The sequence below is a fragment of the Paraburkholderia gardini genome (assembly GCF_907164575.1).
GTDB lineage: Bacteria > Pseudomonadota > Gammaproteobacteria > Burkholderiales > Burkholderiaceae > Paraburkholderia > Paraburkholderia gardini.
This window is the reverse complement of record NZ_CAJQYY010000009.1, coordinates 1-25,166: the sequence shown is the minus strand read 5'-3', so window position 1 is coordinate 25,166 and position 25,166 is coordinate 1. Positions and strand designations below refer to the sequence as shown.

20 protein-coding genes are annotated in these 25,166 nt (G+C 64.5%); 12 read left to right on the top strand and 8 right to left on the bottom strand.

The features are described 5' to 3' along the window. Nucleotides 1-274 precede the first annotated feature (274 nt). Nucleotides 275-1,174 (bottom strand): DMT family transporter, encoded by a 900-nt coding sequence (locus tag LPA34_RS09140; protein ID WP_228977217.1) that lies wholly within the window; start codon nucleotides 1,172-1,174, stop codon nucleotides 275-277. Between the two features lie 115 nt (nucleotides 1,175-1,289). Between LPA34_RS09140 and LPA34_RS09135 the strand changes: the two genes are divergently transcribed. Beyond that, entirely contained in the window at nucleotides 1,290-1,775 is a 486-nt protein-coding gene (locus tag LPA34_RS09135; protein ID WP_228977216.1) for an Lrp/AsnC family transcriptional regulator, read from the top strand. Nucleotides 1,776-1,829: 54 nt separating this feature from the next. Here LPA34_RS09135 and LPA34_RS09130 read toward each other — a convergent pair whose 3' ends face one another. After that, entirely contained in the window at nucleotides 1,830-2,720 is an 891-nt protein-coding gene (locus LPA34_RS09130; protein ID WP_228977215.1) for an alpha/beta fold hydrolase, read from the bottom strand. Between the two features lie 295 nt (nucleotides 2,721-3,015). Here LPA34_RS09130 and LPA34_RS09125 point away from each other — a divergent pair, with 295 nt between their 5' ends. Further along, entirely contained in the window at nucleotides 3,016-3,969 is a 954-nt protein-coding gene (locus tag LPA34_RS09125) for an NAD(P)H-dependent flavin oxidoreductase (RefSeq protein WP_228977214.1), read from the top strand. 40 nt (nucleotides 3,970-4,009) lie between these two features. On the opposite strand, the gene LPA34_RS09120 is transcribed toward LPA34_RS09125, so the two are convergent. The 3 genes from LPA34_RS09120 to LPA34_RS09110 form a co-directional block, all read right to left on the bottom strand. Beyond that, on the bottom strand, nucleotides 4,010-4,948 hold the full coding sequence (locus tag LPA34_RS09120) for a LysR family transcriptional regulator (RefSeq protein WP_228977208.1): 939 nt from the start codon (nucleotides 4,946-4,948) through the stop codon (nucleotides 4,010-4,012). A 221-nt stretch (nucleotides 4,949-5,169) separates the two neighbouring features. Then, nucleotides 5,170-6,258, bottom strand: a complete 1,089-nt coding sequence (locus LPA34_RS09115; RefSeq protein ID WP_228977206.1) for a porin — start codon at nucleotides 6,256-6,258, stop codon at nucleotides 5,170-5,172. A 455-nt stretch (nucleotides 6,259-6,713) separates the two neighbouring features. After that, on the bottom strand, nucleotides 6,714-7,232 hold the full coding sequence (locus tag LPA34_RS09110; RefSeq protein ID WP_228977203.1) for a hypothetical protein: 519 nt from the start codon (nucleotides 7,230-7,232) through the stop codon (nucleotides 6,714-6,716). A 533-nt stretch (nucleotides 7,233-7,765) separates the two neighbouring features. Between LPA34_RS09110 and LPA34_RS09105 the strand changes: the two genes are divergently transcribed. The 9 genes from LPA34_RS09105 to LPA34_RS09065 all read left to right on the top strand — a co-directional run bounded on the left by LPA34_RS09105 (nucleotide 7,766) and on the right by LPA34_RS09065 (nucleotide 20,115). Next, entirely contained in the window at nucleotides 7,766-8,791 is a 1,026-nt protein-coding gene (locus LPA34_RS09105) for a bile acid:sodium symporter family protein (RefSeq protein WP_228977201.1), read from the top strand. A gap of 279 nt (nucleotides 8,792-9,070) precedes the next feature. Beyond that, on the top strand, nucleotides 9,071-10,906 hold the full coding sequence (locus tag LPA34_RS09100) for an EAL domain-containing protein (protein ID WP_228977198.1): 1,836 nt from the start codon (nucleotides 9,071-9,073) through the stop codon (nucleotides 10,904-10,906). A 329-nt stretch (nucleotides 10,907-11,235) separates the two neighbouring features. Beyond that, entirely contained in the window at nucleotides 11,236-12,222 is a 987-nt protein-coding gene (locus LPA34_RS09095) for a LacI family DNA-binding transcriptional regulator (RefSeq protein ID WP_228977197.1), read from the top strand. After that, nucleotides 12,219-13,493, top strand: coding sequence for an AGE family epimerase/isomerase (locus LPA34_RS09090; protein WP_228977196.1), 1,275 nt, complete (start codon nucleotides 12,219-12,221; stop codon nucleotides 13,491-13,493). The genes LPA34_RS09095 and LPA34_RS09090 overlap by 4 nt, the downstream gene beginning before the upstream one ends. Nucleotides 13,494-13,498: 5 nt before the next feature. Then, nucleotides 13,499-14,413 (top strand): carbohydrate kinase family protein, encoded by a 915-nt coding sequence (locus LPA34_RS09085; RefSeq protein WP_228977195.1) that lies wholly within the window; start codon nucleotides 13,499-13,501, stop codon nucleotides 14,411-14,413. A gap of 113 nt (nucleotides 14,414-14,526) precedes the next feature. Beyond that, nucleotides 14,527-14,748: a hypothetical protein gene (locus LPA34_RS09080; protein WP_228977192.1), complete on the top strand. Its 222-nt coding sequence runs from the start codon at nucleotides 14,527-14,529 to the stop codon at nucleotides 14,746-14,748. Between the two features lie 107 nt (nucleotides 14,749-14,855). Next, nucleotides 14,856-15,101 (top strand): hypothetical protein, encoded by a 246-nt coding sequence (locus tag LPA34_RS09075; protein WP_228977190.1) that lies wholly within the window; start codon nucleotides 14,856-14,858, stop codon nucleotides 15,099-15,101. A gap of 170 nt (nucleotides 15,102-15,271) precedes the next feature. Then, nucleotides 15,272-16,273, top strand: a complete 1,002-nt coding sequence (locus LPA34_RS09070; RefSeq protein ID WP_411178893.1) for an ion channel — start codon at nucleotides 15,272-15,274, stop codon at nucleotides 16,271-16,273. 200 nt (nucleotides 16,274-16,473) lie between these two features. Beyond that, nucleotides 16,474-20,115, top strand: a complete 3,642-nt coding sequence (locus tag LPA34_RS09065; protein WP_228977186.1) for an indolepyruvate ferredoxin oxidoreductase family protein — start codon at nucleotides 16,474-16,476, stop codon at nucleotides 20,113-20,115. Between the two features lie 45 nt (nucleotides 20,116-20,160). Here LPA34_RS09065 and LPA34_RS09060 read toward each other — a convergent pair whose 3' ends face one another. Further along, nucleotides 20,161-21,462, bottom strand: a complete 1,302-nt coding sequence (locus tag LPA34_RS09060) for an EAL domain-containing protein (RefSeq protein WP_228977185.1) — start codon at nucleotides 21,460-21,462, stop codon at nucleotides 20,161-20,163. A gap of 346 nt (nucleotides 21,463-21,808) precedes the next feature. On the opposite strand from LPA34_RS09060, the gene LPA34_RS09055 reads away from it, so the two are divergent. Next, a complete protein-coding gene (locus tag LPA34_RS09055; RefSeq protein WP_228977183.1) occupies nucleotides 21,809-23,449 on the top strand; it encodes a Na+/H+ antiporter in 1,641 nt (546 codons plus the stop codon). Between the two features lie 78 nt (nucleotides 23,450-23,527). On the opposite strand, the gene LPA34_RS09050 is transcribed toward LPA34_RS09055, so the two are convergent. Next, nucleotides 23,528-24,835 carry a solute carrier family 23 protein gene (locus LPA34_RS09050; protein ID WP_228977181.1) on the bottom strand — a complete coding sequence of 436 codons (1,308 nt, stop codon included), beginning with the start codon at nucleotides 24,833-24,835 and terminating at the stop codon, nucleotides 23,528-23,530. A gap of 110 nt (nucleotides 24,836-24,945) precedes the next feature. Beyond that, nucleotides 24,946-25,166: hypothetical protein (locus LPA34_RS09045; RefSeq protein WP_228977178.1), on the bottom strand; the 221-nt coding region annotated here is incomplete at its 5' end.

Below are 25,166 nucleotides of genomic sequence, written 5' to 3'. Positions count from 1 at the left end.
TCAACAGCGGCCGCACAAAAAAGAAAGCCGCTCACCAGCGATGGCGAACGGCGCAATTTTTGACGACGTGATCAACGTCGAAACGGATGATACCGAGCGGACCTTTCGAACGCATCGGTGATTTCCCTACAGAAGCATGACGTCCACTGAAAAACCGCATGCCCTCTGATGGTGCGAACCGCACTCGTAAGCGTTCGCAACATTCATCGTTCTTTGCGACCGGTCATCTTGCGCGGCGAACTGGCGAAGAAGCTGCCGCCGTGGAATTCACGCTTTAAGATACCGAATAACGTCGCTGTGGCACGATACGCCAGCCGAGATTGACGCCCGCGGCGGCGAGCAGAATGAGCGCGGCACCCGCCACCTGCACCCAGGCGAGCTTCTGCCCGAACGCCACGCGATCCACGATGATGGCGACGACCGGATAGATGAACGAAAGCGCGCCGGTCATCGCGGTCGGCAGCTTCTGGATCGCGCCGTAGAGCAGCACGTACATCACGCCGGTATTGACGATCCCGAGCGTCGCCAGCTTCAGCCATTGCGTGCCGCTCGCGGGCAGTGCGTCGAAATGGACGAACGGCGCGAGCATCAGCACGCCGAGCCCAACCTGGATCAGCGCGATCAGATGCGGCGGCGTGCCCTTCAGATGCTTCGTGATGATCGACGACACCGCGTACAGAAACGCCGCGCCGACTGCGAGCGCGACGCCTTCGAGATACTCGCCGGGCACGGCGAGCACCGCCGGCTCGACCTTGACGACCAGCACGAGCCCGGCGAACGCCACAAGCAGCCACACCACGACAGATGCCGTAATGCGCTCGCGAAACACGACCGCCCCGAGCGCGACCAGCATGAACGGCTGGGTGTTGTAGACGGCGGTCGCCATCGAGATCGACGCACGCGAATACGCCGCGAACAGCAGGATCCAGTTGGCGACGATCGCCGCGCTGCCAAGCGCCGTGAGTCCCAGCATGCGCCAGGAGAACAGGTCGCGACGGAACAGGCCGAGTGCCGCGCACACGATGGCGAGCGTCGCCGAGCCGAAGACGCACCGGAAGAACACCACGTTTTCCGACGATTGATGCGATGACACGACGAGCCAGCCGATCACGCCCGACATCAGCATTGCGATGGTCATTTCGGCAGCGCCACGCCGGATTTCGCTTGAAGCCATGATTCGATCCTTCCTGCCAGTTCCTTACTTATCAGGAGTGTAATTAATCCGGCGAGTCGAATACATGGATAAACTTAAGCCGGAGACAGAAATCACCTTTCGAACGAAGGTTGACATGACGAAACGCCTTTTCTCCGACGTCGCGCCCGTCACGCTCGACGACATCGACCGCGTGCTCATCACCGCACTCGCCGAAGACGCGCGCATTGCAGTGAGCGAACTCGCGCGCCGCGTGGGACTTTCGGCGCCGAGCACCGCGGACCGTTTGCGCAGGCTCGATGCGCAGGGCGTGATCGAGCGCTTCACCGTGCAGCTCGACCCGCGCGCACTCGGCTACACGCTGCAGGCAATCGTGCGCGTGAAGCCGTTGCCCGGCCAGTTGCATCTCGTGGAAGACGTGATCCGCCGCATTCCGGAGTTCGTGGAATGCGACAAGGTGACGGGCGACGACTGCTTCGTCTGCCGGCTGTTTCTGCGCTCGATCGATCAGCTCGACGCGATCCTGTCGAAGGTGACGGAGCGCGCCGAAACGAGCACGGCGATCGTGAAATCGACGCCCATCGCACGCCGGCTGCCGCCGCTCGCGTTCACCGACCCGTGATCGACACCTGACGGCTAACGACTAACGACTGGCGAAGACACGCGCGCGGCGCCGTTACTGCTCGATCGCTTCGAAGAACGCGAGCATTTCGGTGACGAGCGCATCCGGCGCTTCTTCCGGGATGTAATGCCCGCACGGCAGCGCGCGTCCGCTGACATCGCGCGCAACGTGCCGCCACTCATCGAGCGGCGCGAAGCATTTTTCGACGACGCCCTCCGCGCCCCACAGCACGCGCAACGGACAGCCGATCTTGTGACCGCGCTCGATATCCGCGCGATCGTGCGCCAGATCGATCGTCGCGGATGCCCGGTAGTCCTCGCACATCGCGTGGACCGCGCCCGGCTGGCGCAACGCGTCGCGATATGCGGCGAGCGCTTCGGGCGCGAACGGCGCCAGCCCGGCATGACGGCCGCCCATCACGCGATCGACGTATACATCGGGATGCGCGCCGATCAGCGTCTCCGGCAGCGGCTCGGGCTGGATCAGGAAGAACCAGTGGAAATAGAGCGTGGCGAACGTGCGGTCGGTGGCTTCGTACATCGCGAGCGTCGGCGCGATGTCGAGCAGCATCAGACGCTCGACGGCGTCCGGATGATCGAGCGCCATCCGGTGCGCGACGCGCGCGCCGCGATCGTGCGCGCACACGAGAAAGCGTTCGAAGCCGAAGTGCTTCATGACGGCGACCTGATCTGCCGCCATCGCGCGCTTCGAATAGGGCATGTGCGACGCGTCGCTCGCCGGTTTCGCCGATGCGCCGTAGCCGCGCAGGTCGGTGGCGATCACGGTGAAGTGTTCGGCCAGCTGCGCGACGCAGCGATGCCAGATCATGTGCGTCTGCGGATGGCCATGCAGCAGCAGGAGCGGCGGCCCGGAGCCGCCCTTGACGCCGAAAATGTCGATATCGCCGGCGGCGACGCGAAACGGCGTGAATTCCTCGAAGGACATGGCAGGCCTCTTGTCATTTTGTGTGTCCTGCATTGTAGAAGCGGGAGGTGTCCCGGGGAGGTGTCCCAGACCACCATTTCATGAAAACCGAACACTCCCTCAAACACGCTTCCTCGCGCACGTCCGTGCTATTCCCCTATAATCGAACGATCGTTCTGAAAATGATGCGCTGAGATGCTGATGACGAACGGCGCGTGCCGCGCCGGCCTCGCCCGCCCCGTTCAGCCGCTACACTCACAGGACCGGGCGCGCCCAGCACCGCGTGCACCGTTCCGCCCACAAGGAGACTTGCGCCATGGCATTGCCCGCCGTCCTGCAGAATCTTGCGTTGCCTGTCGTCGCCTCGCCGATGTTCATCGTCAGCTATCCCGAACTCGTGCTTGCGCAATGCAAGGCCGGTATCGTCGGTTCCTTTCCCGCGCTGAACGCGCGCCCCGCCGAACTGCTCGACGAGTGGCTCACGCAGATCCAGACGTCGCTGGCTGAACACAAGGCGGCGAATCCGGATGCGGTGATCGGGCCGATCGCGGTCAACCAGATCGTCCATCAGTCGAATACGCGGCTGGAGCACGACGTGCGTGTGTGCGTCGAACACAGGATTCCGATTTTCATCACCAGCCTGCGCGCGCCGTCGAAGGAAATCATCGACGCCGTGCATAGCTACGGCGGCATCGTGCTGCACGACGTGATCAACCTGCGGCACGCGGCGAAAGCGCTGGAAGCGGGCGTCGACGGCCTGATTCTCGTCGCGGCCGGCGCCGGCGGGCACGCGGGCACCACTTCGCCATTCGCGCTGACCGGCGAAGTGCGAAAAATGTTCGACGGCCCGATCGTGCTGTCGGGCGCGATCGCCAACGGCGGTTCGATCCTGGCTGCCCAGGCAATGGGCGCCGATCTCGCCTACATGGGCACACGCTTCATCGCGACGCGGGAAGCGCACGCGGTCGAAAGCTACAAGCACGCGATCGTGAATTCCAGCGCGTCGGACATCATCTACACGAACCTCTTCACGGGCGTGCACGGCAATTACATTCGCGAGAGCATCGTGAACGCCGGGCTGGATCCGGACGCTCTGCCGGAATCCGACAAGACGAAGATGAACTTCGGCGGCGACAAGGCCAAGGCGTGGAAAGACATCTGGGGTGCGGGCCAGGGCGTCGGCCTGATGGACGACGTGCCTTCGGTGGGCGGGCTTGTCGCGCGTCTGAAGCAGGAATACGAAGCGGCAAAGTCGCGGCTGCGCATCTAGCGCGGCTTGACCCGTCGCGCGCGGGGCGGGCAAGGCTCACTCAGCGTATGGCGGCGGCCTTGATCTGATCGAGCGTCGGCCAGAGCGTTTCGCTCGCAAACCGTTCGGCGAGAAAATCGACAAACGAACGCACCTTCGCCGACAGATGCCGCCGGCTCGCGTACACGACGTGAATCGGCAACTCGCGCGGCGCCAGTTCATCGACGAGGAGCGGCACGAGCCGGCCGGCCGCGAGATCGTCGCCGATCACTTCGGTGCCGAGCATCGCGATGCCGGCGCCCTGCAGCACGACCACGCGCTGCGCCTCCAGATGGTTGACGATCATGTTGCCGGCGAGGCGCAGGCGCGCGCCGGCCGCATCGACACCCTGCGCGAGTTCCTGTGCCGACACGCCGGTGTACTGGATAAAGTTGTGCTTTTCGAGGTCGGCGAGCGTCTTCGGCGTGCCGTGGCGACGCAGATAATCCGGCGAAGCGCACAGCACGATATGCGCCATCGCGATCTGCCGCGCAATCAGCGAAGACGACTTCAAGCCGGTCGGCGATGCCCGGATCGCCACATCGAACCCTTCGTCGATCAGTTCGACGACGCGATCCGACAACGTGATATCGACCGTGACCTGCGGAAACCGCGCTGCGTAATCGGCCAGCGCGCTCATCACGTGACTCAACCCGAATGCCGTGAGCGACGAGACCCGCAGCTTGCCTTGCGGCACCACGCTCGCCGCCCCGACAGCCTGCCCGGCTTCGTCGAGTTCGGTCAGCACCTGCGAGAGTCGTTCATAGTATTCGCGCCCGGCCTCGGTCGGGGCAACCCGGCGCGTCGTGCGGTTGAGCAGGCGCGCACCGAGCTGCTGCTCGAGATGCATCACATGCTTGCTCGCCATCGCAGCCGAAATGTCCATCCGCTCCGCCGCGGCGACGAAGCTGCCCGCTTCGACGACGTGGCGAAATACTTTCATGCTGACGAGGGTATCCATGGTTAATCGCTCACAACAGGAATGAATCGGGACTGCCGGAAGGACTTTATCAAGGATCAGTGTGGAAAGCGCGACAGGATCCAGTACAGCGCACGCAAAAAAGCCTCACGTTCCGAAAGCAACGTGAGGCTTTTTCAGGACTTCCCGCGATGCCGCTTTCCGGCAGAGCCTCGTTGTGCTGCGAGCGAGACAGGAGATCTACCTGTCAGACGCTGTGACGTTTAGAACTTCGCGCGGATACCGACGCCGAACGTGTCGCCCGACGACTGCGAGCTGATCTTGTCGTACATGTAAGCCGCGTAGACGTCCGTGCGCTTCGACAGCGGGTAGTCGTAGCCGAGCGCCGCCGTCTGGCGCGTCTGGTCGAGGCCGCCGCCGTCACGCGAGTACGCGTACGACGCCATGACCGTGCCCGGACCCGCCGGCACGGTCACGCCGCCCTGCGCCGTATTGACGTGCCAGCTGCCAAACGCGCCCTGATCGTTCTTCGTGTACATGTACTGGCCGAAGAACTTCACGTACTTCAGGTCGTACGTCAGACCGAGCTGACCCACACCCTGGCTCTTCAGGCCGAGGACACCCGACGCACCCGGATCCGTCAGGTCGCCCGGGGCGTTGTTGAAGTTCACGTACTGGTACACGGCGGTCGCCGCGAACGGGCCGTGGAAGTACAACACCTGGCCGCTCCACTTCTTCGCGCCGTTCTCGGTCGTGTTGCCGAGCGCGTACATCGCGCTCGCCGACAGGCCGTTGAAGTTCGGCGACTGATACTGCACCGCGTTACTCCAGCCCGAATCGCCGGTCACGCCCTGATCGGTGTTGTACGTCGGGAACGTGCCGAGGCCGAGATAGGTGTGGTACACCATCGGCGAGAATACGTACGAGTCGGTGAACGGGTTGAACAGAATCGTCGAGACGAACAGCGACGTCGTCAGACGGCCGGCGGTCAGCGTGCCCCACGGCGCTTCGATACCGACGTACGCGTTACGCGAGAACATCGTGTCGCCGGTGAAGCGGCCGTACTGACCGTTCTGCGCGAGGAAGAAGCCTTCCAGCGTGAAGATTGCCTTGTAGCCGTTACCCAGGTCTTCCGCGCCCTTCATGCCCCAGTACGAAGTCGACATCCCGCCACCCGACACAACCCACGAACGCTGGTTGCCTGGGAATTTCTGCGAGCCGACCCACTCGTCTACCTGTCCATAGAGCTGAACGCTCGACTGCGCGAACGCAGTCGAGGCGCCTGCCAGCAGGCCGGCGATCACGCTTGCCTTGAGAGCGGTCTTCAGCGTGCGGCTGACGTTTGTTTTCATGGGTTCTCCTGTCTTTGTCAAAAGTAAGCGTGGCTGGCGCGGCGGGTTCACTCGCGCAAACGGTTGTTGTTGTCCGTCAGGTCGTCGAGCTGATCTGGGTCAGTGGGCGGAGACCATCTTTGCGGACCATTTTTATGAAAAAAAATATGTCTGGTTATTGCCGGTATATGGGTCTGCCTAGTTTCTTCGGATAACGACTTGTTAAAGCACGGTCGTATCCGGCACCGGCTGCAGTGCGACATGCGTTCCAGTTCGTCGCGAGCACGGTGGCCATTGCCCCGCAGACAGGCGACATGTGCAAACCGGGTGCGCATGATGCGTTGCCGCAACCGGCACTTCATCGAAGGTCGAATCGTGCCCTGAAGATTGGGGGTTTCAAAAAAGTGTGGTGCGCACGCGTCATATCGACGGGCGGCAAGCGCTCCGCTGCAGCAATCAGCTGCAGTCAGTTGCGATCAATTGCGATACGGCGAGGGCGGTGGAGGACGGGGAACGTCATCCGGCGGATGGGGAATGGAGCGCACGGCCCCGCGTTCTTCGTTATAGCGGGCGACGTCGGCACGGATCGATCCGGTGCGGACAACAGGTGCGTTGACGGGAGGACGCGGCACCGCGCGACCTTCGGCACTCACCGGCGTGATCGCACCCGCGTAACGGACCGGTTCGCCGTCGGCGCGGAACGAACGATCCTGTGCGGCGAGGTGCGGCAAGCCGCTATACGCCGATGCCGGGCGACGAGCCGTGCCGAAATTGCGGTCGCCCGGGCTGACGCGTGTACCGGGTTGCAGGCCGTACCAGTGACCGCCGCCCGGTGCACTCTGCTGCACCGGGCGGAAGAACCCGCCGCTGTGAGCAGTACCGCGAGGTACGTCGCCGCGCGGGGCAGACGAAGGTTTCGCAAAGGCGAGCGTAGCCATGAGCGCAAACAGCACGCCCAGCAGCCAGCGCAACCCTTTCGAATACCCTGCGTTCACGATCCTTCACCTGCTCGACAACCCGCCACAGGTTCGCCGTTCGAGCATCGGCGGAACCTGATTTGAGAGTCGGATACGCCAGCGACGCAGCGCCGGGCCTGACGACTTCCCAATAGCCTGTGAGCAGTAATTTATGGGCGGCCATCCGACGTGTCGAGCCAAAAAATGTTATGCCACCGGAAGGGTTGTAACACCATGTTACGGCAGGGTTTTTCGTGAAAAAGCGCATACGGCAAGGCTCTCCGGGAAGTGAACTGCGGGCGTCCAGCACCCCTGATACGGCACGCCAGAACCAGTCAGTAAATCCGACCGAATGCATTGCGTCTGACGAAATCGCACCTGCAACCAGAGAGGCGTCGTGCGCTTGCAACATGCTCAATACGCATTAATCGATTCATCAAATGAATTTGCATATTCAATCGAGAACGCCGGACAATAGGCGTTTCCATTGTTTGCCTTTCGTGATCGGCGCTCCTGTTCACGCGCCAGCGTTTTTCGCGTCACACTGCATCTATTGCTTCGAGATTCCCGAGATGGCCCGCCCTAAACTGCTTCCCGACAATTTCACGCTGTGCCTCGTCAGCACCGTCATTCTGGCTAGTCTGCTGCCTGTTCACGGCCAGGCAGCCGTTGCGTTCAACTGGCTAACGAACATTGCAGTCGGGCTGCTGTTTTTCCTGCACGGCGCGAAACTGTCGCGTGAGGCGATCGTTGCGGGCGCAACGCACTGGCGGCTGCATCTGGTGGTACTGCTAAGCACGTTCGCGTTCTTTCCGCTGCTCGGCCTCGCGCTCAAACCGCTTCTTTCGCCGCTCGTCACGCCGGCGCTCTATGCGGGCGTTCTCTTCCTCTGCACGCTGCCATCGACGGTCCAGTCCTCCATTGCGTTCACCTCGATTGCGAAGGGCAACGTGCCCGCCGCGGTGTGCAGTGCGTCTGCTTCGAGTCTGCTCGGAATCTTCATCACGCCCGCGCTCGTCAGCGTGGTCATCACGAACCAGGCTGCCGGCGGCACTTCGGCCTGGCACACGGTGTGGAGCATCGTGCTGCAACTGCTCGTGCCGTTCGTGGCCGGGCAGCTGCTGCGCCCGATGATCGGCCGGTGGATCGAGCGTAATCGCGGCGTGCTGAAGTTCGTCGACCAGGGCTCGATCCTGCTCGTGGTGTATGCCGCCTTCAGCGAGGCCGTGAACGAAGGCCTCTGGCATCACATTCCGCTCGCCGCCCTGGCAGGCCTCCTCGTGGTGTGTGCGGTGCTGCTCGCTATCGCGCTCGCGCTCACGATGTTCGTCAGCAAGCGGCTTGGCTTTAACCGCGCGGATCAGATCACGATCATCTTCTGCGGTTCGAAGAAAAGCCTCGCGGCCGGTGTGCCGATGGCCAAGGTGATTTTTGCTTCGCATTCGGTGGGGGCGGTGGTGCTGCCGCTGATGTTGTTCCATCAGATCCAGCTGATGGTGTGTGCGGCGCTCGCGCAGCGCTGGGGCGCCCGCGATATCAGCCCCGAGAAGCGCGCCGCCAGCAAGGAAGCCCGACCAGCCGCGGTTGCGCGCCGCTGAGCGGATGGATGCGTCGAACAGATGAACCATGAGATCTCCTGAGCGAGAGTACGACGAGGCAACAACCCCTCGTGAAACTGGAAAGCCGCCGTGTGCGGCTTTTTTGTTATTTCACGCGACGCCGCGCCCGCCGTCACCTCGGCCGGATGGCATAGTCAGTGACATCCATCACACACCCATCACGCACCATTGCAGTGCAAAGCTTCACCAAAAATTCACTTAATTGCTACCCGCCGCGGCCGTTAAGCCGACAGTCCACTCGTTTCGGCAACCCTGCTCATGTCTGTTCGCTCGCCCCTCGGCCAGCCCTCGTCGGGCATCGAAGATCTGATTGCCCGTCGCGATCTGTCCGCGGTGTTCCAGCCCATCGTCGATTTCGACGACGGGACGATCCTCGGCTACGAAGGTCTGATCCGCGGTCCGTCCGGCTCGCCGCTGGAAGCGCCGCACGCGCTCTTCGCGCAGGCGACGGCCGAAGGCTGCGCGATCGCACTCGAACGCGCCGCCGCGCACGTATGCATCGACGCATTCGCGCGCCTCGAATGCGAAGGCAAGCTGTTTCTCAACTTCAGCGCCGGCGCCATCCGCGCGCTCGCCGACGCACGTGAAAGCACGCTTTCGCTTCTGCGACAGTCGGGCGTCGCGGCGAACCGGATCGTGATCGAACTGACAGAACAAAGCGCGATTCCGGACATCGGCAGCTTCCTGCCGATCATCCAGGCGCTGCGTTCGTCCGGCGCGCAGTTCGCGCTCGACGACTACGGCACGGCGAACGCGAGCATGAACCTGTGGGTGCGCCTGCAACCGGACGTCGTGAAGATCGACCGCTTCTTCATTCACGACATCGCGAGCGATCCGCTCAAGTTCGAAGCCGTCAAGGCGATGCAGCATTTCGCGAACGCGAGCGGCGCGCGGCTCGTCGCGGAGGGCATCGAGAACGAAGCGGACCTGATCGTCGTGCGCGACATGGGGATCGGTTGCGGGCAGGGGTATTTCTTCGGACGTCCGCACGCGCAGCCGTCGCGCCTTGTCAGCGACGACGCCCGCGAGGCCATCCGCGCGCATCACATCGCGGTGTTCCCGGAGACGACACGTACCGTGAGCGCATCGCCGTCGGGCGGCATGGCGTCGGACAGGATGCTGGTGCATGCGCCCGCGCTGCCGCGCGAAGCGACGAATAACGACGTGCTCGATCTCTTCAACCGCCTGCCGGACCTGCACGCCCTTGCCGTCGTCGAGAACGACGAGCCGGTCGCGCTCATCAATCGCCGCGCATTCATGGACCGCTACGCGCTGCCGTATCACCGCGAACTGTTCGGCAAGCGCCCGTGCCTGCTGTTCGCGAACGCGTCGCCCTTCGTCATCGAAAAATCGATGACCGTCGAGCAGATGGCGAAACTGCTCGCGAGCGACGACCAGCGGTATCTGGCCGACGGCTTCGTCATTACCGATAACGGCAGATATGCCGGCCTCGGCACCGGCGAGAAACTCGTGCGCGCGGTCACGGAAGTGCGCATCGAGGCGGCGCGCTACGCGAATCCGCTGACGTTCCTGCCGGGCAACATTCCGATCAGCTCGCACATCGGGCGGCTCCTCAACAACAACGCCGCGTTCTGCGCGTGCTACGTCGACCTGAACCACTTCAAGCCGTTCAACGACGAATACGGCTACTGGCAGGGCGACGAAGTGCTGAAGTTCGCGGCCGCCGTGCTCGCCGACGTCTGCGACCCGACGCGCGATTTTCTCGGGCACGTCGGCGGCGACGATTTCCTGATCCTGTTCCAGAGCGAAGACTGGCTCGAACGCGCGATGGACGCGATCCACGCCTTCAACGAAGGCGCGCAGCGTTTCTACGCACCGGCCGACCGGCTGGCGGGCGGCATCCACGGCGAAGACCGGCGCGGCAATCCGACGTTCTTCAGCTTCGTGACGATGGCGATCGGCAGCGTGCGCGTGAAACCGGACAGCGATGCCGCGCTCTATACGAGCGAGGAGATCGCCTCGGTTGCGGCACTGGCGAAGCGTCGGGCGAAACAGGAGCCTTCGGGTTTCGTGCTGATCGACAGCGCCGAGAGCGAGGCGCTGCTGCGCGGGCGCATCGAATCGCCAGCATGAGCGGCAGCTGAACGGCCAGGGCCACCCGAAGCTACCCGCACGCACCCACGGCAAGCGCCACGAACGCGCTGCCGTCCGACCCGGATATCACATCAGACTGACACGACAACCCGGCATCGTGGGGATGCGCCCGCCTGCACACGCCCGTCGAAAATGCACTGCAACAGCTCGTTTAGTTGATTTTACTAAACACATAAAAGCTTGATATCAGCCATTAAATACAGTGCTTTACACGGGTTAACACCGTGACGAACGGGTTTTCCTGAGTCCGTTTTACTATACAATCTCCGGACTCGAAACCAGCGGCCTTCCCGGCCAGCCATACGTACATGGGGACTACCATCCGTGACGTCGCGCGCGCTGCCAGCGTGTCGATCGGCACTGTCTCACGCGCGCTGAAGAATCAGCCCGGTCTCTCCGATGCCACGCGTCTGCGTGTCGTCGAGGCCGCGCGACAGCTCGGCTACGACGCCGCGCAACTGCGTCCGCGTATCCGCCGGCTCACGTTCCTGCTGCATCGCCAGCACAACAACTTCACCGTCAGCCCGTTCTTTTCGCACGTGCTGCACGGTGTCGAGGACGCGTGCCGCGAGCGCGGCATCGTGCCGTCGCTGCTGACGGCCGGCCCGACCGAGGACGTGATCCAGCAGATGCGTGTCCATTCGCCGGACGCGGTCGCCGTCGCCGGGTTTGTCGAACCGGAGACGCTTGCCACGCTCGTCGCGATGCAGCGGCCGCTCGTGCTGATCGATCTGTGGGCACCCGGCCTGCGTTCGGTGAATCTCGACAACGCCGAAGGTGCGGCACTCGCGATGCGGCATCTGTTCGCGCAGAAACGCACACGCATCGCGTTCATCGGCGGCTCGCTCGCGCATTTCAGCATCGCGCAGCGCGCGCTCGGCTACCGTCGCGCGTTCTTCGAGGCGGGGCTGCTGTTCGACCCGTCGCTGGAAGTCGCGATGGACGCCGGCCTCGATCCCGACACCGGCGCCGCGCAGGCGATGGCGCGTCTGCTCGACGCACCGGGCCCGCGCGTCGACGCCGTATTCGCCTACAACGACGCCGCCGCGCTCGCCGCGATGCGCGTCTGTCTGGCGCGCGGCCTGCGCGTGCCGGAAGACATCGCCATCATCGGTTTCGACGATATTCCCGCCGCGGCACATGCCACGCCGCCACTGTCAACGATCGCCGTCGACAAGGAAGCGCTCGGCCGGCGCGGCGTCGAGCTGCTGCTCGAAGACGCGCCAGCCGAAACGGAAGTCCGCCTGCCTGTTCAACTCATCGCCCGTGCCAGCACTTCGGTGAAAAAGCCATGACGCAACCCGACCTGAATCACGCCAACCCTCACGCCGAAGCCCCGGTGCCCGTGCCGCCCGTCGCCAGCTTCCGCGAACCGGAATTCCTGCTTTCGCACATCAAGGACACGCTGCGCTTCTACGCGCCGAACGTGCTCGATCCAGGTGGCGGCTTCTTCCACTTCTTCCGCGACGACGGTTCGATCTACGACAAAACCACGCGCCACCTGGTAAGCAGCTGCCGCTACGTCTTCAACTACGCGATGGCATACCGCCAGTTCGGCGACCCGCAGCATCTGGAATACGCACGCCACGGCATGCGTTTTCTGCGCGACGCGCACTGGGACGCCCAGCACGAAGGCTACGACTGGGAGCTCGAATGGCGCGACGGCCACAAGCGCGTGCTCGATTCGACGCGCCACTGCTATGGCCTCGCGTTCGTGCTGCTCGCGTATTCGCATGCGGCGATGGCGGGCATCGAGGAAGCGAAGCCGATGATCGCCGCGACCTTCGAACTGATGGAACACCGCTTCTGGGACGCCGCCGCCGGTCTTTACGCTGACGAAGCATCGGCCGACTGGCACGTATCGAGCTATCGCGGCCAGAACGCGAACATGCACACTACCGAGGCGCTCCTGACCGCGTACGAAGCGACCGGACATCTCGTGTATCTCGACCGGGCGGAGCGCGTCGCGTCGAATATCACGCTGCGGCAGGCAAAGCTGTCGCAAGGTCTGGTGTGGGAACATTTCCACGCGGACTGGTCGGTGGACTGGCATTACAACGAGGAAGACAGCTCGAACATCTTCCGTCCGTGGGGTTTCCAGCCGGGCCACCAGACAGAATGGGCGAAGCTGCTGCTGATTCTCGAACGTCATCGTCCGCTGCCGTGGCTGCTGCCGCGCGCCATCGAACTCTTCGACGCCGCGATGACGCACGCATGGGACGAAAACCACGGCGGCCTGTACTACGGCTTCGGCCCGGACCGTACAGTCTGCGATCATGACAAGTACTTCTGGGTGCAGGCCGAAACCTTCGCGACGGCGGCGCTGCTCGGCAAACGCACGGGCAACGAGCGCTTCTGGGACTGGTATGACGAAGTCTGGCGTTACAGCTGGGCATACTTCGTCGACCATCGTCATGGTGCGTGGTATCGCATTCTCACGTGCGACAACCGCAAGTACAGCGACGAAAAGAGCCCGGCCGGCAAGACCGACTATCACACGATGGGCGCGTGTTACGAAGTGCTGACGCACGCACTGGCCGACGCGCCTGTCGAATCCGCACGGTGACCACCATGACAACGAGCACCGAATTTCCCCTCTTCGTTTCCGCCGGCGACATCCTGACCGACATGGTCCGCACCGACGACTCGCGCTGGCTCTCCGTGCCAGGCGGCGCCGGCTGGAACGTCGCGCGCGCCGTCGCGCGGCTCGGGCTGCGCACGGCCTCGGTGGGCGCGCTCGGCAACGACTGCTTCTCCGACGCGATCTGGAACGCGAGCGTCGCGGCCGACCTCGACATGCGCTTCATGCAGCGCTTCGACCGCTCGCCGCTGCTGGCGATCGTCCACGAGACGCATCCGCCGACCTACTTCTTCATGGGCGACAACAGCGCCGATCTCGCGTTCGATCCGTCGCTGCTGCCGCAGGGCTGGATGGAGCAGGTGAAGTGGGCGCACTTCGGCTGCATCAGCCTCGTGCGCCAGCCGCTTGGCGACACACTCGCGACGCTCGCCGCCGACCTGCGCGCGCGCGGCGTGAAGATCAGCTACGACCCGAACTACCGCAACCTGATGGAACACGGCTACGAGCCGATCCTGCGCAAGATGTCCGCGCTCGCCGACCTGATCAAGGTCTCCGACGAAGACCTGCGTCTGCTGTTCAAAACGGATGACGAAGCCGCCGCGCTCGCGCAGCTGCGCGCGCTGAATCCGTCAGCGACGGTGCTCGTCACGCGTGGGCCGGAAACGTCGACGCTCCTCGTCGGCGATGCGGTGTATGAAGACCAGCCGCCGCGTGTCGAAGTGGCCGACACCGTCGGTGCCGGCGATGCGTCGATCGGCGGCCTGCTGTTCAGCCTGATGACCGCGCCGAGGCGCACGTGGCCCGAACATCTGGCGTTTTCGCTGGCGGCGGGCGCCGCGGCATGCCGGCATTCCGGCGCGCATTCGCCGACGCTCGACGAAGTCGTCGCGTTGCTGAAAGAATAGGAAGAACCGCACCGGCGACAGATCACGCGCGTCCCGGTGCGCGCATGGTTACGCGCCGGTAAGGCTGCGATCTGCGTGCTACGATGGAATCTCCCACTTGCCGGAGTTGCATCATGGCCGAGCTCACCTACACCAAGGGTATCTACACGGCGATCGCAACCGTTCGTGAGCTGAAACGCGACCAGTATCAGGGCGTCGTCTCCCTCGCGCGCGACGACGGCGACGAGCAGGAGAACACCGTCTACGAAGTCGATGCCACGTCAGCGACGCCCGAAGAGGCGCTCGAGGAGGCCAAGGCGCTCGCCCACCGCATCCTCGGCGAACTTGAACTCTAGCCGCGCGAACTCTGGACGCCGCAAAAAGTCACATGGTCTATGTAGCCCCGGCGCCGCGGCCTCCCTGCCGCTGACGCCATTTCCGGACGAACCGGCTGGAGGCGAAGATGGCTGAACAGCTCTTCCTCTACGGTGTGTACGCGATCCATGTACGCCCGCTCGAACTGCAGGGCGCGCGATGGGACGCGGAATACGAAATCCGTCATCGCGACAAGCCTGTCCAGCCGTGGACCACGGTGGGCGGCGACGCGGGTTTCGGCGAACCCGGCGAAGCGGTCGAATCCGCGCATCGTCAGGCCGTCGCCGATATCGAGCACGGCGCGGGCATTCCCAAACCACGTTCGTTCCCGTAAGCGCGTTTTCCTGCAGCGCACATGCGTGACCGTATCCGGCAGACCCGGGGTCACGTAACCGCGCTCACAGCCACTGCGCGCGCGTTGCGTCGAAAGACACGTGCCGCCACCGCGCGGCGAGGCGCCCTTGCGTGCTACGCTTTGCACGTTTCCACAGCCGCCGCAACGCGATGCCTCACGACCCGTCAGAACGCGCCACGTCTCCCGCTTCGCAAGACGGTTCCGTGCCGCCCGCGCGCGACCTGCGCGGCCGTCCGGGGCGCAGGATACGCAACGGCCAGCGCATCGTGATCGCGCACGGCCTGCCGCTGCCGGTCTGGAAGGATCTCTACCACCGCGCGCTGATGGTCACGTGGCCGATATTTTTCGTGTCGCTCGCCGCGCTGTTCCTGCTGCTCAATACCGCGTTCGCGTCGCTCTACATGCTCGGGCATGCGTCAATCGCCAACCAGGCGCCGGCGGGCTTCGCCGGCGCGTTCTTCTTTAGCGTCGAAACGCTCGCGACCGTCGGCTACGGCGACATGCATCCGCAAACGGTCTACGCGCACAGCATCGCCACGCTGGAAATCTTCGTCGGGATGTCGGGCATCGCGCTCGCGACCGGGCTGATCTTCGCGCGCTTCTCGCGGCCGCGCGCGAAGATCATGTTCGCGCGCTACGCGGTGGTTCATCCGGTCGACGGCCTGGAGACGCTGATGGTGCGCGCCGCCAACGCGCGTCAGAACGTGATCTCCGAAGCACGCGCGCGATTGCGTCTGATGCGCCGCGAAACCACGTTCGAAGGTCTCTCGATGCTCAAGATTCACGACATGAAACTGATGCGCGATCAGCATCCGATGTTTCTGCTCGGCTGGAACATGATGCATGTCATCGACGAAAACAGCCCGCTCTTCGGCGAAACGCCGGCGAGCCTCGCGGCATGCGATGCCTCGCTCCTCCTCACCATCGAAGGCTCCGACGAAACGACCTCGCAGACCATGCAGGCGCGCCACACGTGGCTGCACCAGAATATCCGCTGGCGCCACCGCTACGCGGACGTACTCTTCGAACAGGACGGCGTAACGCACATCGACTACGCGTTCTACGACTCCGTCATTCCGTTTGAAGAACCGGCAACGGTGAAAACGCAGCCCGCCGCCGACGCGCCCGTACCGAAAACGCGGCCGCACTGAGCGGCGCGCCGGGGTGACGCCGGTAGAACTCACTCAAAAGGGCTAGAAATCGCCCAAGGGCTCGCGCGAATACATACCCGCCGCCCCCAGTTAGTAAAAAAACACTCCAATCGGCGATAAAAAATAGAGTCTCTTTCGCTGCGACGGCGTTGCGCTGTCTTTTCCGTTCCAGCGAAGCGATAACAAGGAGACTCCCCCCAATGACCGCACGACTGCCTGTCGACGGCACGCCCGCCCTCGCCGATTACCGTCTTTCCGACAATCTGACTGCCACGCGCGGCCGCATCTTCCTGACCGGCACGCAGGCGATCGTGCGCCTGCCGCTGATGCAGCGCGCGCTGGACAAGGCAAACGGACTGAACACAGCCGGCTTCGTCAGCGGCTATCGCGGCTCGCCGCTCGGGATGGTCGACCAGCAGTTGTGGAAGGCGCAGAAACTGCTCGACGCCAGCGACATCCGCTTTTTGCCGGCGATCAACGAGGAACTCGGCGGCACCGCCGTGCTCGGCACGCAGCGGGTGGAATCGGATCCGGAGCGCACCGTCGAAGGCGTGTTCGCGATCTGGTATGGCAAGGGTCCGGGCGTCGACCGGGCCGGCGATGCGCTCAAGCACGGCAACGCGTACGGCTCGTCGCGGCATGGCGGCGTGCTCGTCGTGGCGGGGGACGATCACGGTTGCGTGTCGTCGTCGATGCCGCACCAGAGCGACTTCGCGATGATGTCGTGGCACATGCCGGTCGTGAACCCGTCGAACATCGCGGACATGCTGGAATTCGGCCTGTACGGCTGGGCGCTGTCGCGCTTTTCCGGTGCGTGGGTCGGCTTCAAGGCGATTTCCGAGACGGTCGAATCCGGCTCGACCGTCGATCTCGACGCGCTGCAAACCGAATGGATTCCGCCGGCTGATTTCGTCGCGCCCGCCGATGGCCTGCATAACCGCTGGCCCGATCTGCCGAGTCTGTCGATCGAAGCGCGGCTGGAAGCGAAGCTCGACGCCGTGCGCCACTTCGCGCGCACGAACAGCATCGATAAATGGATCGCGCCGAGCCCGCATGCGAACGTCGGCATCATCACGTGCGGCAAGGCGCATCTGGACCTGATGGAAGCGCTGCGCCGGCTCGATCTCACCGTTGCCGATCTCGAAGCAGCCGGCGTGCGGATCTACAAGGTCGGCCTGTCGTTTCCGCTGGAAATGGGTCGCATCGATACGTTCGTCGAAGGGCTGTCGAACGTGCTCGTGATCGAGGAGAAGGGTCCCGTCATCGAGCAGCAGATCAAGGACTATCTCTACAACCGCCGCGAAGGCGCGCGCCCGGCGATCCTCGGCAAATACGCCGAAGATGGCTCGATGCTGCTTTCCGCGCTTGGCGAGCTGCGCCCGTCGCGCATCCTCCCGGTGTTCGCGAACTGGCTCGCGCGGCACAAGCCCGCGCTCGACCGGCGCGAACGCGTCGTCGATCTGGTCGCGCCGCAAATACTGTCGAACGCCGCCGATGCCGTGAAGCGCACGCCGTACTTCTGCTCGGGCTGCCCGCACAACACGTCGACGAAGGTGCCCGAAGGCTCGATCGCGCAGGCGGGCATCGGCTGCCACTTCATGGCTTCGTGGATGGAGCGCGACACGACCGGCCTCATCCAGATGGGCGGTGAAGGCGTCGACTGGGCATCGCATTCGATGTTCACGAAAACGCGCCACGTGTTCCAGAACCTCGGCGACGGCACGTACTTTCACTCGGGCATTCTCGCGATCCGCCAGGCGGTCGCGGCGAAGACCAACATCACGTACAAGATTCTCTATAACGACGCCGTCGCGATGACGGGCGGCCAGCCGGTCGACGGCAGCATCTCCGTGCCGCAGATCGCGCGTCAGGTGGAGGCGGAAGGCGTATCGCGCTTCGTCGTGGTCAGCGATGAGCCGGAAAAGTACGACGGCCAGCACAACCTCTTTCCGTCCGGCACGACGTTTCATCACCGCGACGAACTCGACACGGTGCAGCGCGCGCTGCGCGACATCGACGGCGTGACCGTGCTGATCTACGACCAGACATGCGCCGCCGAGAAACGTCGCCGTCGCAAGAAAGGTGAGTTTCCCGATCCGGACAAGCGTTTGTTCATCAACGAAGCCGTCTGCGAAGGCTGCGGCGATTGCGGCGTGCAGTCGAACTGCCTGTCGGTCGAACCGCTCGAAACGACGCTCGGCCGCAAGCGCCGCATCGACCAGTCGTCGTGCAACAAGGACTATTCGTGCGTGAACGGCTTTTGCCCAAGCTTTGTCACGGTCGTTGGCGGCAAGCTGAAAAAGGCCGCGGGTAACGCGTTCGATCCGGCCGCGCTCGCCAGGCGCGTCGACGCGCTGCCGATACCCGCGACGCACCTCGACGCCGCGCCGTACGACATCCTCGTGACGGGTGTCGGCGGTACGGGCGTCGTGACGGTCGGCGCGCTGATCAGCATGGCCGCGCATCTGGAAGGCAAGAGCGCGTCGGTGCTCGACTTCATGGGCTTCGCGCAGAAGGGCGGCGCGGTGCTGTCGTTCGTGCGCTTCGCGGCACGCGACGAATGGCTGAACCAGGTGCGCATCGATACGCAGCAAGCCGACGTGCTGCTCGCGTGCGACATGGTCGTCGGCGCCAGCAGCGATGCGCTGCAGACAGTGCGCCACGGCCGCACGCGCATCGTCGTGAACACGCACGCGATTCCGAACGCCACGTTCGTGCAGAACCCGGACGCGAACCTGCACACCGATGCGCTCATCGACAAGATGCGTCACGCGGCGGGCGCCTCGAAGGAAGCCTCTCCGGGAGTGGAGGAATACCTGTCGATGTGCGATGCGCAGTTGCTGGCGGGCCGTTTCCTCGGCGACACGATTGGCGCGAACATCCTGATGCTCGGCTTCGCGTGGCAGCTCGGCCTCGTGCCGGTCTCGTTCGCGGCGCTGATGCGCGCGATCGAACTGAACAACGTCGCGATCGAAGCGAACAAGCTGGCGTTCGCGATCGGCCGCATCGCCGCCGACGATCCAGCCGCACTCGATACGCTGCTACAGACCCGCGCCGATGCAGTCGCGTTGCCCTTCGCCGTCGCCAGCGACGCAGCGCTCGACGTCGATGCCGTGATCGCCGATCGCGAAACACGTCTCGCCGCGTACGGCGGCGCGGCGTATGTGAAGCGCTTCCGCACGCTCGTCGACCGGGTTCGCCAGGCCGAACGGCAGCGCACGCGCGCGCGCGGAGCAAGCGAGCCGCTCACTCGCGCGGTCGCGACGACGTTCTACAAGCTGCTCGCCGTGAAAGACGAATACGAAGTCGCGCGCCTCTATTCGGACGACAGCTTCCGCCGTGCCGTCGAAGCGCAATTCGAAGGCACCGCGGGCCGCGACTTCCGGATCGGCTTCAACATGGCGCCGCCGACGCTCGCGCGCGCGGAGCATGGCGCGCGTCCGAAGAAGGTGAAGGTCGGTCAGTGGATGTGGCCGGTGCTCGGCGGTCTCGCGAAGATCCGCGCATTGCGCGGCACGGTGCTCGATCCGTTCGGCCACTCGCTGGAGCGCCGCATGGAACGCGCACTCGCCGACGATTACGAAACGACGATCGACACACTGCTGGGCGCGCTCACGCCCGCAACGACGGAAAGCGCGATCGAGTTCGCGCAGGTCATGCAGCGCGTGCGCGGCTACGGTCCGGTGAAGCTGAACAGCCTCGTCGCGGCAAAGGCGCGTGAGCGCTCGCTTGCACGGCCTCTGAACATTGAACCGGCAACGTCCGCCGTCGTGCAGGAAGCGATCGCCAGCGTGCGCGGCGGCAGCGCATTGAGCGGCATTCCGGTGGTGGTGGCGAAGTAAGTAAGTGAAGTGCGGTACGCCGCGTTGCGATGCGGCGTACCGGTTCTAGATCATCGCGTGCGTGGAGGCCGCTTCTTCGCTCTCGGGATGCCAGTCGATATCGCCGCACAGCACCGCCGTGCGTTCGCCGATGCGCGTGGCAATCGAAAGCGTCACGCACAACGTCGCCTCGTTGATCGACAGATACGGCTGCGTCACCTGCACGCGCTGCGGTTCACGAATCGCCGCGCGAAAATACGGCCTGCGCAACCAGCTCGCCCCCTTCGCGTCCGACAGTGGCAGAAAGCGCGACATCTGCACCGCGCGGTCCGCGCGCAGCACGACGTTGCGCTCCGACTGACGGCCGTTGTCGTCGAGCAGGAAACAGCGCGCCGCATCGTCGAGCGACAGAAAATTCCAGCAGACTTCGTCGAGCGCCTCGCCTGCGGCAAGCCGCTCGGCGGCGCGCTCGAACGCCCGCACATACGGCGCGAGTCGCGACGCGTCGCGCTTCTCGCGCATTTCGGTGAGCCTGCGATTGCGTTCCGTCAAACCGGCGATCACCGCGGTGCTCGCGCACGCATCGGCGAGCACCGCGCTCGGCCGGCCGAAGTAAAAGCCCTGGACGAAATCGGCGTCGCAAGCGAGCGCCATCAGCGCTTCGCTTTCCGTCTCGATGCCTTCGACCAGCACGAGCTTGCCCGCCTCGTGCAGCAACGACACCAGACCCGGCAGTATCGACGAGCCTTGCGGCCGGATCGGGCCTGGCGCCAGCAACGAGCGGTCGAGCTTGACGATATCGGGATTCAGTTGCCAGACGCGCTCGATGTTCGAGTGGCCCGCGCCGAAATCGTCGAGCGCGATCAGAAACCCGCGCTCGCGGAACTGGCGGACCGCGTCCGCCAGCCGTTCGAGATCGTCGGCGCGCTGCTCGAGCACTTCGAGCACGACGCGGCGCGGCGGCAGATCGAGACGCCGCAGATTCGCAAGCAGCGCGGCGGCATGATACGGGTCCGTCAGCGCACCCGGATGCACGTTCAGGAACAGCCATTCGCACCCGGCGTCCAGCGCCTTGAAGTTCTCCAGATGCAGCGACTGCGCAAGCCGGTCGACCTGCAGCACATCGCCGATGCGGGCAGCCTGGCCGAATACGTCGAGCGGCGAAACGGGCCGGTCGAGTGAATCGTGCGCGCGCAGCAGTCCCTCGTAGCCGACCGCGCGCATGTGCGACAGACTGAAAACCGGCTGGAAGACGCTGGTCAGTTCCAGATCCCCGTGGTGCGTCGAATACCGCTCACGCCCCGAGGTAAAACTGACCTCGAAGCCGTGCGGCGCGACCGCTGTAGTGTCCTGCTGCGCAATGCTCATGCAATCCTCTCACGCGCGAATGGAACGATCCTGCCGGGGAACGACCGGGCCTGGTCCCATTCTCAAAATGTGCGTCATGGCCACTTCATAAGCAAGCTCCGTGCGCACGCTGGCGCACGTATCGCGCTAATTCGCGCGCCAGCTTGCAGCGACCGTAAGCTTCGTGCGTCGAGCAGGGGCGCCCATTGCACCGCGACGGTGCATCAGGATTAGCCGAACCAGCCAAAATATGCGCCGGACGACAGTTTAGTAAGCGCCGGGCTACACTCCGGGCTGATGTTCCCGTACCGCGAAAAGTTGCCGCCGCGCACCGAAGTCACCTTCCCACCTCCGTTGTCCGAGTCTGATGGAAATCGTTTTTACTGTTCTGATCCTGCTTCTCGCCGTGGCTGTTTCGGGTCTCGCGATCCGTCTGCTGCCAGTCAGGCTGCCGCTCCCCCTGATCCAGATCGCGATCGGCGCACTGCTCGCGTGGCCGACGTTCGGCCTGCACGTCACGTTCGATCCCGACATCTTCATGGTGCTATTCATTCCGCCGCTGCTCTTCGCGGACGGCTGGCGAATTCCGAAGCGCGAATTCTTCATGCAGCGGCGCTCCATCCTGATGCTCGCGCTCGGGCTCGTGTTCATGACGGTGGTCGCGGTCGGCTACTTCGTACATGCGCTCGTGCCGGCGATTCCGCTGCCTGTCGCGTTCGCGCTTGCCGCCGTGCTGTCGCCGACCGACGCCGTCGCGCTGACCGGCATCGCCGGCAAGGGAAGAATCGCGCCGCAACTGATGCATATCCTCGAAGGCGAGGCGCTGATGAACGATGCGTCGGGCCTGGTCGCACTCAAGTTCGCGATCGCGGCGGCGCTGACCGGCGTGTTCTCGCTGCGCGCGGCGTCGCTCAGCTTCGTGATCATCGCCGCCGGCGGACTGGCGACGGGCGCCGCGGTCGGCTGGGTCTTCAGTTTCGTCTCGTCGCGCTTTCTGAACATGACCGAGGAAGGCGACCCGGCGCCGGGCGTCGTGATGACGCTACTGATTCCGTTCGCGTCATATCTGTTCGCCGAGCACTTCGGCTGGTCGGGCATTCTGGCGGCCGTCGCGGCCGGGATGATGATGAACTACACCAGCATCACGCACGTCGGGCCGGTCTCGTCGCGCATGCGTGCGGCGAGCACGTGGACGATGATCGAGTTCGTCTTCAACGGGATGGTGTTCATTCTGCTCGGGCTGCAGTTTCCCCACATCCTCGGCGATGCGCTGCTCGACGCCCATCACACGAGTGACGCGCAGGCGCTGCGGCTGATCGGTTACGTCGCGGCCGTGCTACTCGTGCTGTATGTGCTGCGCTACGTGTGGGTGTGGATACTGCGGCTCGTCGCAAGCCGCGGCGCCAAACGCAAGGGCGTCACGAACGCCGTGCCGGGCGTCCGGATGGTCGCGGTGACGACGATCGCAGGCGTGCGCGGCGCCGTCACGCTGGCGGGCGTGCTGTCGCTGCCGGTCACGCTGGCGGGGCGCGATCTGGCGATCTTCATCGCATCGGGCGTGATACTGGCGTCGTTGCTGGTGGCGGTGATCGTGCTGCCGTTGATTACGCACGGCAACCGTCGCGATCCGCACGAAGCCGAGGAAAAGCTCGCGCGGGCGCAGGCGGCGCAAGCGGCGATCCGCGCCGTCGACGATATGCATGACCCGGTGAACGCCGGTCTCGACGAATCGGAGTCGGCCTCGGCCGCGGACGTGACGGCACGCGTGATGGACATTTACCGGCGAAGGCTCGCGACGCTCGGCGAGGAAGGCACGCCGCGCGAAATGGCGCGACAGGCGGAAGCGCTGGAATTGCGGATGCGGCTCGCCGCGATTCATGCCGAGCGCGCGACGCTGGTCGCGCTGCGCAACGCCCAGAAGATCAACGACGAAACCCTGACGCGGCTGATGCGCGAGATCGACCTGTCGGAAACCGCGCTGACGACGCGCGGCCGCATGCGCGGATGACGGGCAATCGGGGGCGGTGAACGCCGCGCGCGTCGCGGGTTGAACCGGGGCGCGGCGGGCGGCTGTTGTTGCTTTCGCTTAAACGACCGGCTGCTGTGCCGGCTTGCGACGCAGCAGCGCGTACAGGATGATCGCGCCGAACGTCGCCGTGCCGATCCCGCCCAGCCCGAAGCCGCCGAGTTTCAGCGTGAAGTCGCCCGCGCCGAGCACGAGCGTGACGGCCGCGACGATCAGATTGCGGTTATCGGAGAAGTCGACCTTGTTGACGACCCAGATACGCGCGCCGGTCACCGCGATCAGTCCGAACACGACGATCGACACACCGCCCAGCACCGGACCTGGAATCGTCTGGATGACCGCACCGAACTTCGGCGAAAACCCGAGCACGAGCGCGATCAGTGCGGCGATCACGAACACGAGCGTCGAATAGATCTTCGTGACGGCCATCACGCCGATATTTTCGGCGTACGTCGTGACACCCGTGCCGCCGGCGAATCCCGACACGGTGGTGGCGAGGCCGTCGCCGATAAACGCGCGGCCGATGTAACGGTCGAGGTTCTGACCGGTCATCGCGCTCACTGCCTTGATGTGTCCGAGGTTTTCCGCGACGAGAATCACGGCGACCGGCGCGAGCAGTGTCATCGCCTGCAGGCTGAAGACGGGTGCCGTGAAGTGCGGCATGCCGAACCACGCGGCGTTCGCAACGACCGCGAAGTCGATCGGCTTGCCCATGCCCAGACCGTTCGTGACGATCGCATAGATCACATACGCGATCAGCAGGCCAACGAGAATCAGCAGACGCTGCAGCATGCCGCGCGCGAACACGGCGACCGCGCCGACGCACAGCACCGTCACGAGCGCCATCCATGCATCGAACGCGTTCGCGCTCACGCCCTTCACCGCGATCGGCGCGAGATTCAGCCCGATCACCGCGACAATCGCGCCGGTAACGACGGGCGGCATCAGCGTCTCGATCCATTTCGTGCCGATCGCCGACACGATCAAGCCGATGATCGCGTACACGACGCCACACGCGATGATCCCGCCGAGCGCCACGGGAATGTTCAGGTTCGGACCGTGTCCGCCGTAGCCGGTCACCGCGATCACGAGGCCGATGAACGCGAAGCTCGAACCGAGGTAGCTCGGCACGCGCCCACCCACGAGCACGAAGAAAAGCAGCGTGCCGATGCCCGACATGAAGATACAGAGATTCGGATCGAAGCCCATCAGCAGCGGTGCGAGCACCGTCGAACCGAACATCGCCACGACGTGCTGGATACCCATCGCGAGCATCTGCGGCCAGGCGAGCCGCTCGTCGGGCCCGACGACGCGCCCCCCGATGGCTTGCGGCTGGACGCGCCAGCGGGGGAAGTAGGAATCGGCCATGGCGGGATGTCTCCTCTAATCGGCGTGAAGGCTGCGGGAAGCGACGCAAAAGCGGCACTGTTCGGGAATTACGCGCGAGTGTACGGAGCAGGCCTGCCGATGACAAGCCGTCAACGAGTTGCCGCTTGCCGCGCCTGCACGTCGAGGTCCCGGATGAAACCACTCACCTGGCCTTGCGGCGCGGTTTTGGCGGTTCCACCGAAGGCGCCGCTGACGTTGATGCTGGCGCCGCGCAGATCAGCGCGACGCCAGCCGCCGCCGTCGCGCGCCGCGTCCCGCGGCGGTGGCCCCCCCGCGCGCGCCCAGCGCGGCGGTGGATGATAGCGGGCCC

Bases quoted from the DNA above. Each gene is read 5' to 3' on its own strand.
- LPA34_RS09140 (WP_228977217.1), bottom strand. From the start codon at position 1,174: ATGGCTTCAAGCGAAATCCGGCGTGGCGCTGCCGAAATGACCATCGCA.
- LPA34_RS09135 (WP_228977216.1), top strand. From the start codon at position 1,290: ATGACGAAACGCCTTTTCTCCGACGTCGCGCCCGTCACGCTCGACGAC.
- LPA34_RS09130 (WP_228977215.1), bottom strand. From the start codon at position 2,720: ATGTCCTTCGAGGAATTCACGCCGTTTCGCGTCGCCGCCGGCGATATC.
- LPA34_RS09125 (WP_228977214.1), top strand. From the start codon at position 3,016: ATGGCATTGCCCGCCGTCCTGCAGAATCTTGCGTTGCCTGTCGTCGCC.
- LPA34_RS09120 (WP_228977208.1), bottom strand. From the start codon at position 4,948: ATGGATACCCTCGTCAGCATGAAAGTATTTCGCCACGTCGTCGAAGCG.
- LPA34_RS09115 (WP_228977206.1), bottom strand. From the start codon at position 6,258: ATGAAAACAAACGTCAGCCGCACGCTGAAGACCGCTCTCAAGGCAAGC.
- LPA34_RS09105 (WP_228977201.1), top strand. From the start codon at position 7,766: ATGGCCCGCCCTAAACTGCTTCCCGACAATTTCACGCTGTGCCTCGTC.
- LPA34_RS09100 (WP_228977198.1), top strand. From the start codon at position 9,071: ATGTCTGTTCGCTCGCCCCTCGGCCAGCCCTCGTCGGGCATCGAAGAT.
- LPA34_RS09095 (WP_228977197.1), top strand. From the start codon at position 11,236: ATGGGGACTACCATCCGTGACGTCGCGCGCGCTGCCAGCGTGTCGATC.
- LPA34_RS09090 (WP_228977196.1), top strand. From the start codon at position 12,219: ATGACGCAACCCGACCTGAATCACGCCAACCCTCACGCCGAAGCCCCG.
- LPA34_RS09085 (WP_228977195.1), top strand. From the start codon at position 13,499: ATGACAACGAGCACCGAATTTCCCCTCTTCGTTTCCGCCGGCGACATC.
- LPA34_RS09080 (WP_228977192.1), top strand. From the start codon at position 14,527: ATGGCCGAGCTCACCTACACCAAGGGTATCTACACGGCGATCGCAACC.
- LPA34_RS09075 (WP_228977190.1), top strand. From the start codon at position 14,856: ATGGCTGAACAGCTCTTCCTCTACGGTGTGTACGCGATCCATGTACGC.
- LPA34_RS09070 (WP_411178893.1), top strand. From the start codon at position 15,272: ATGCCTCACGACCCGTCAGAACGCGCCACGTCTCCCGCTTCGCAAGAC.
- LPA34_RS09065 (WP_228977186.1), top strand. From the start codon at position 16,474: ATGACCGCACGACTGCCTGTCGACGGCACGCCCGCCCTCGCCGATTAC.
- LPA34_RS09060 (WP_228977185.1), bottom strand. From the start codon at position 21,462: ATGAGCATTGCGCAGCAGGACACTACAGCGGTCGCGCCGCACGGCTTC.
- LPA34_RS09055 (WP_228977183.1), top strand. From the start codon at position 21,809: ATGGAAATCGTTTTTACTGTTCTGATCCTGCTTCTCGCCGTGGCTGTT.
- LPA34_RS09050 (WP_228977181.1), bottom strand. From the start codon at position 24,835: ATGGCCGATTCCTACTTCCCCCGCTGGCGCGTCCAGCCGCAAGCCATC.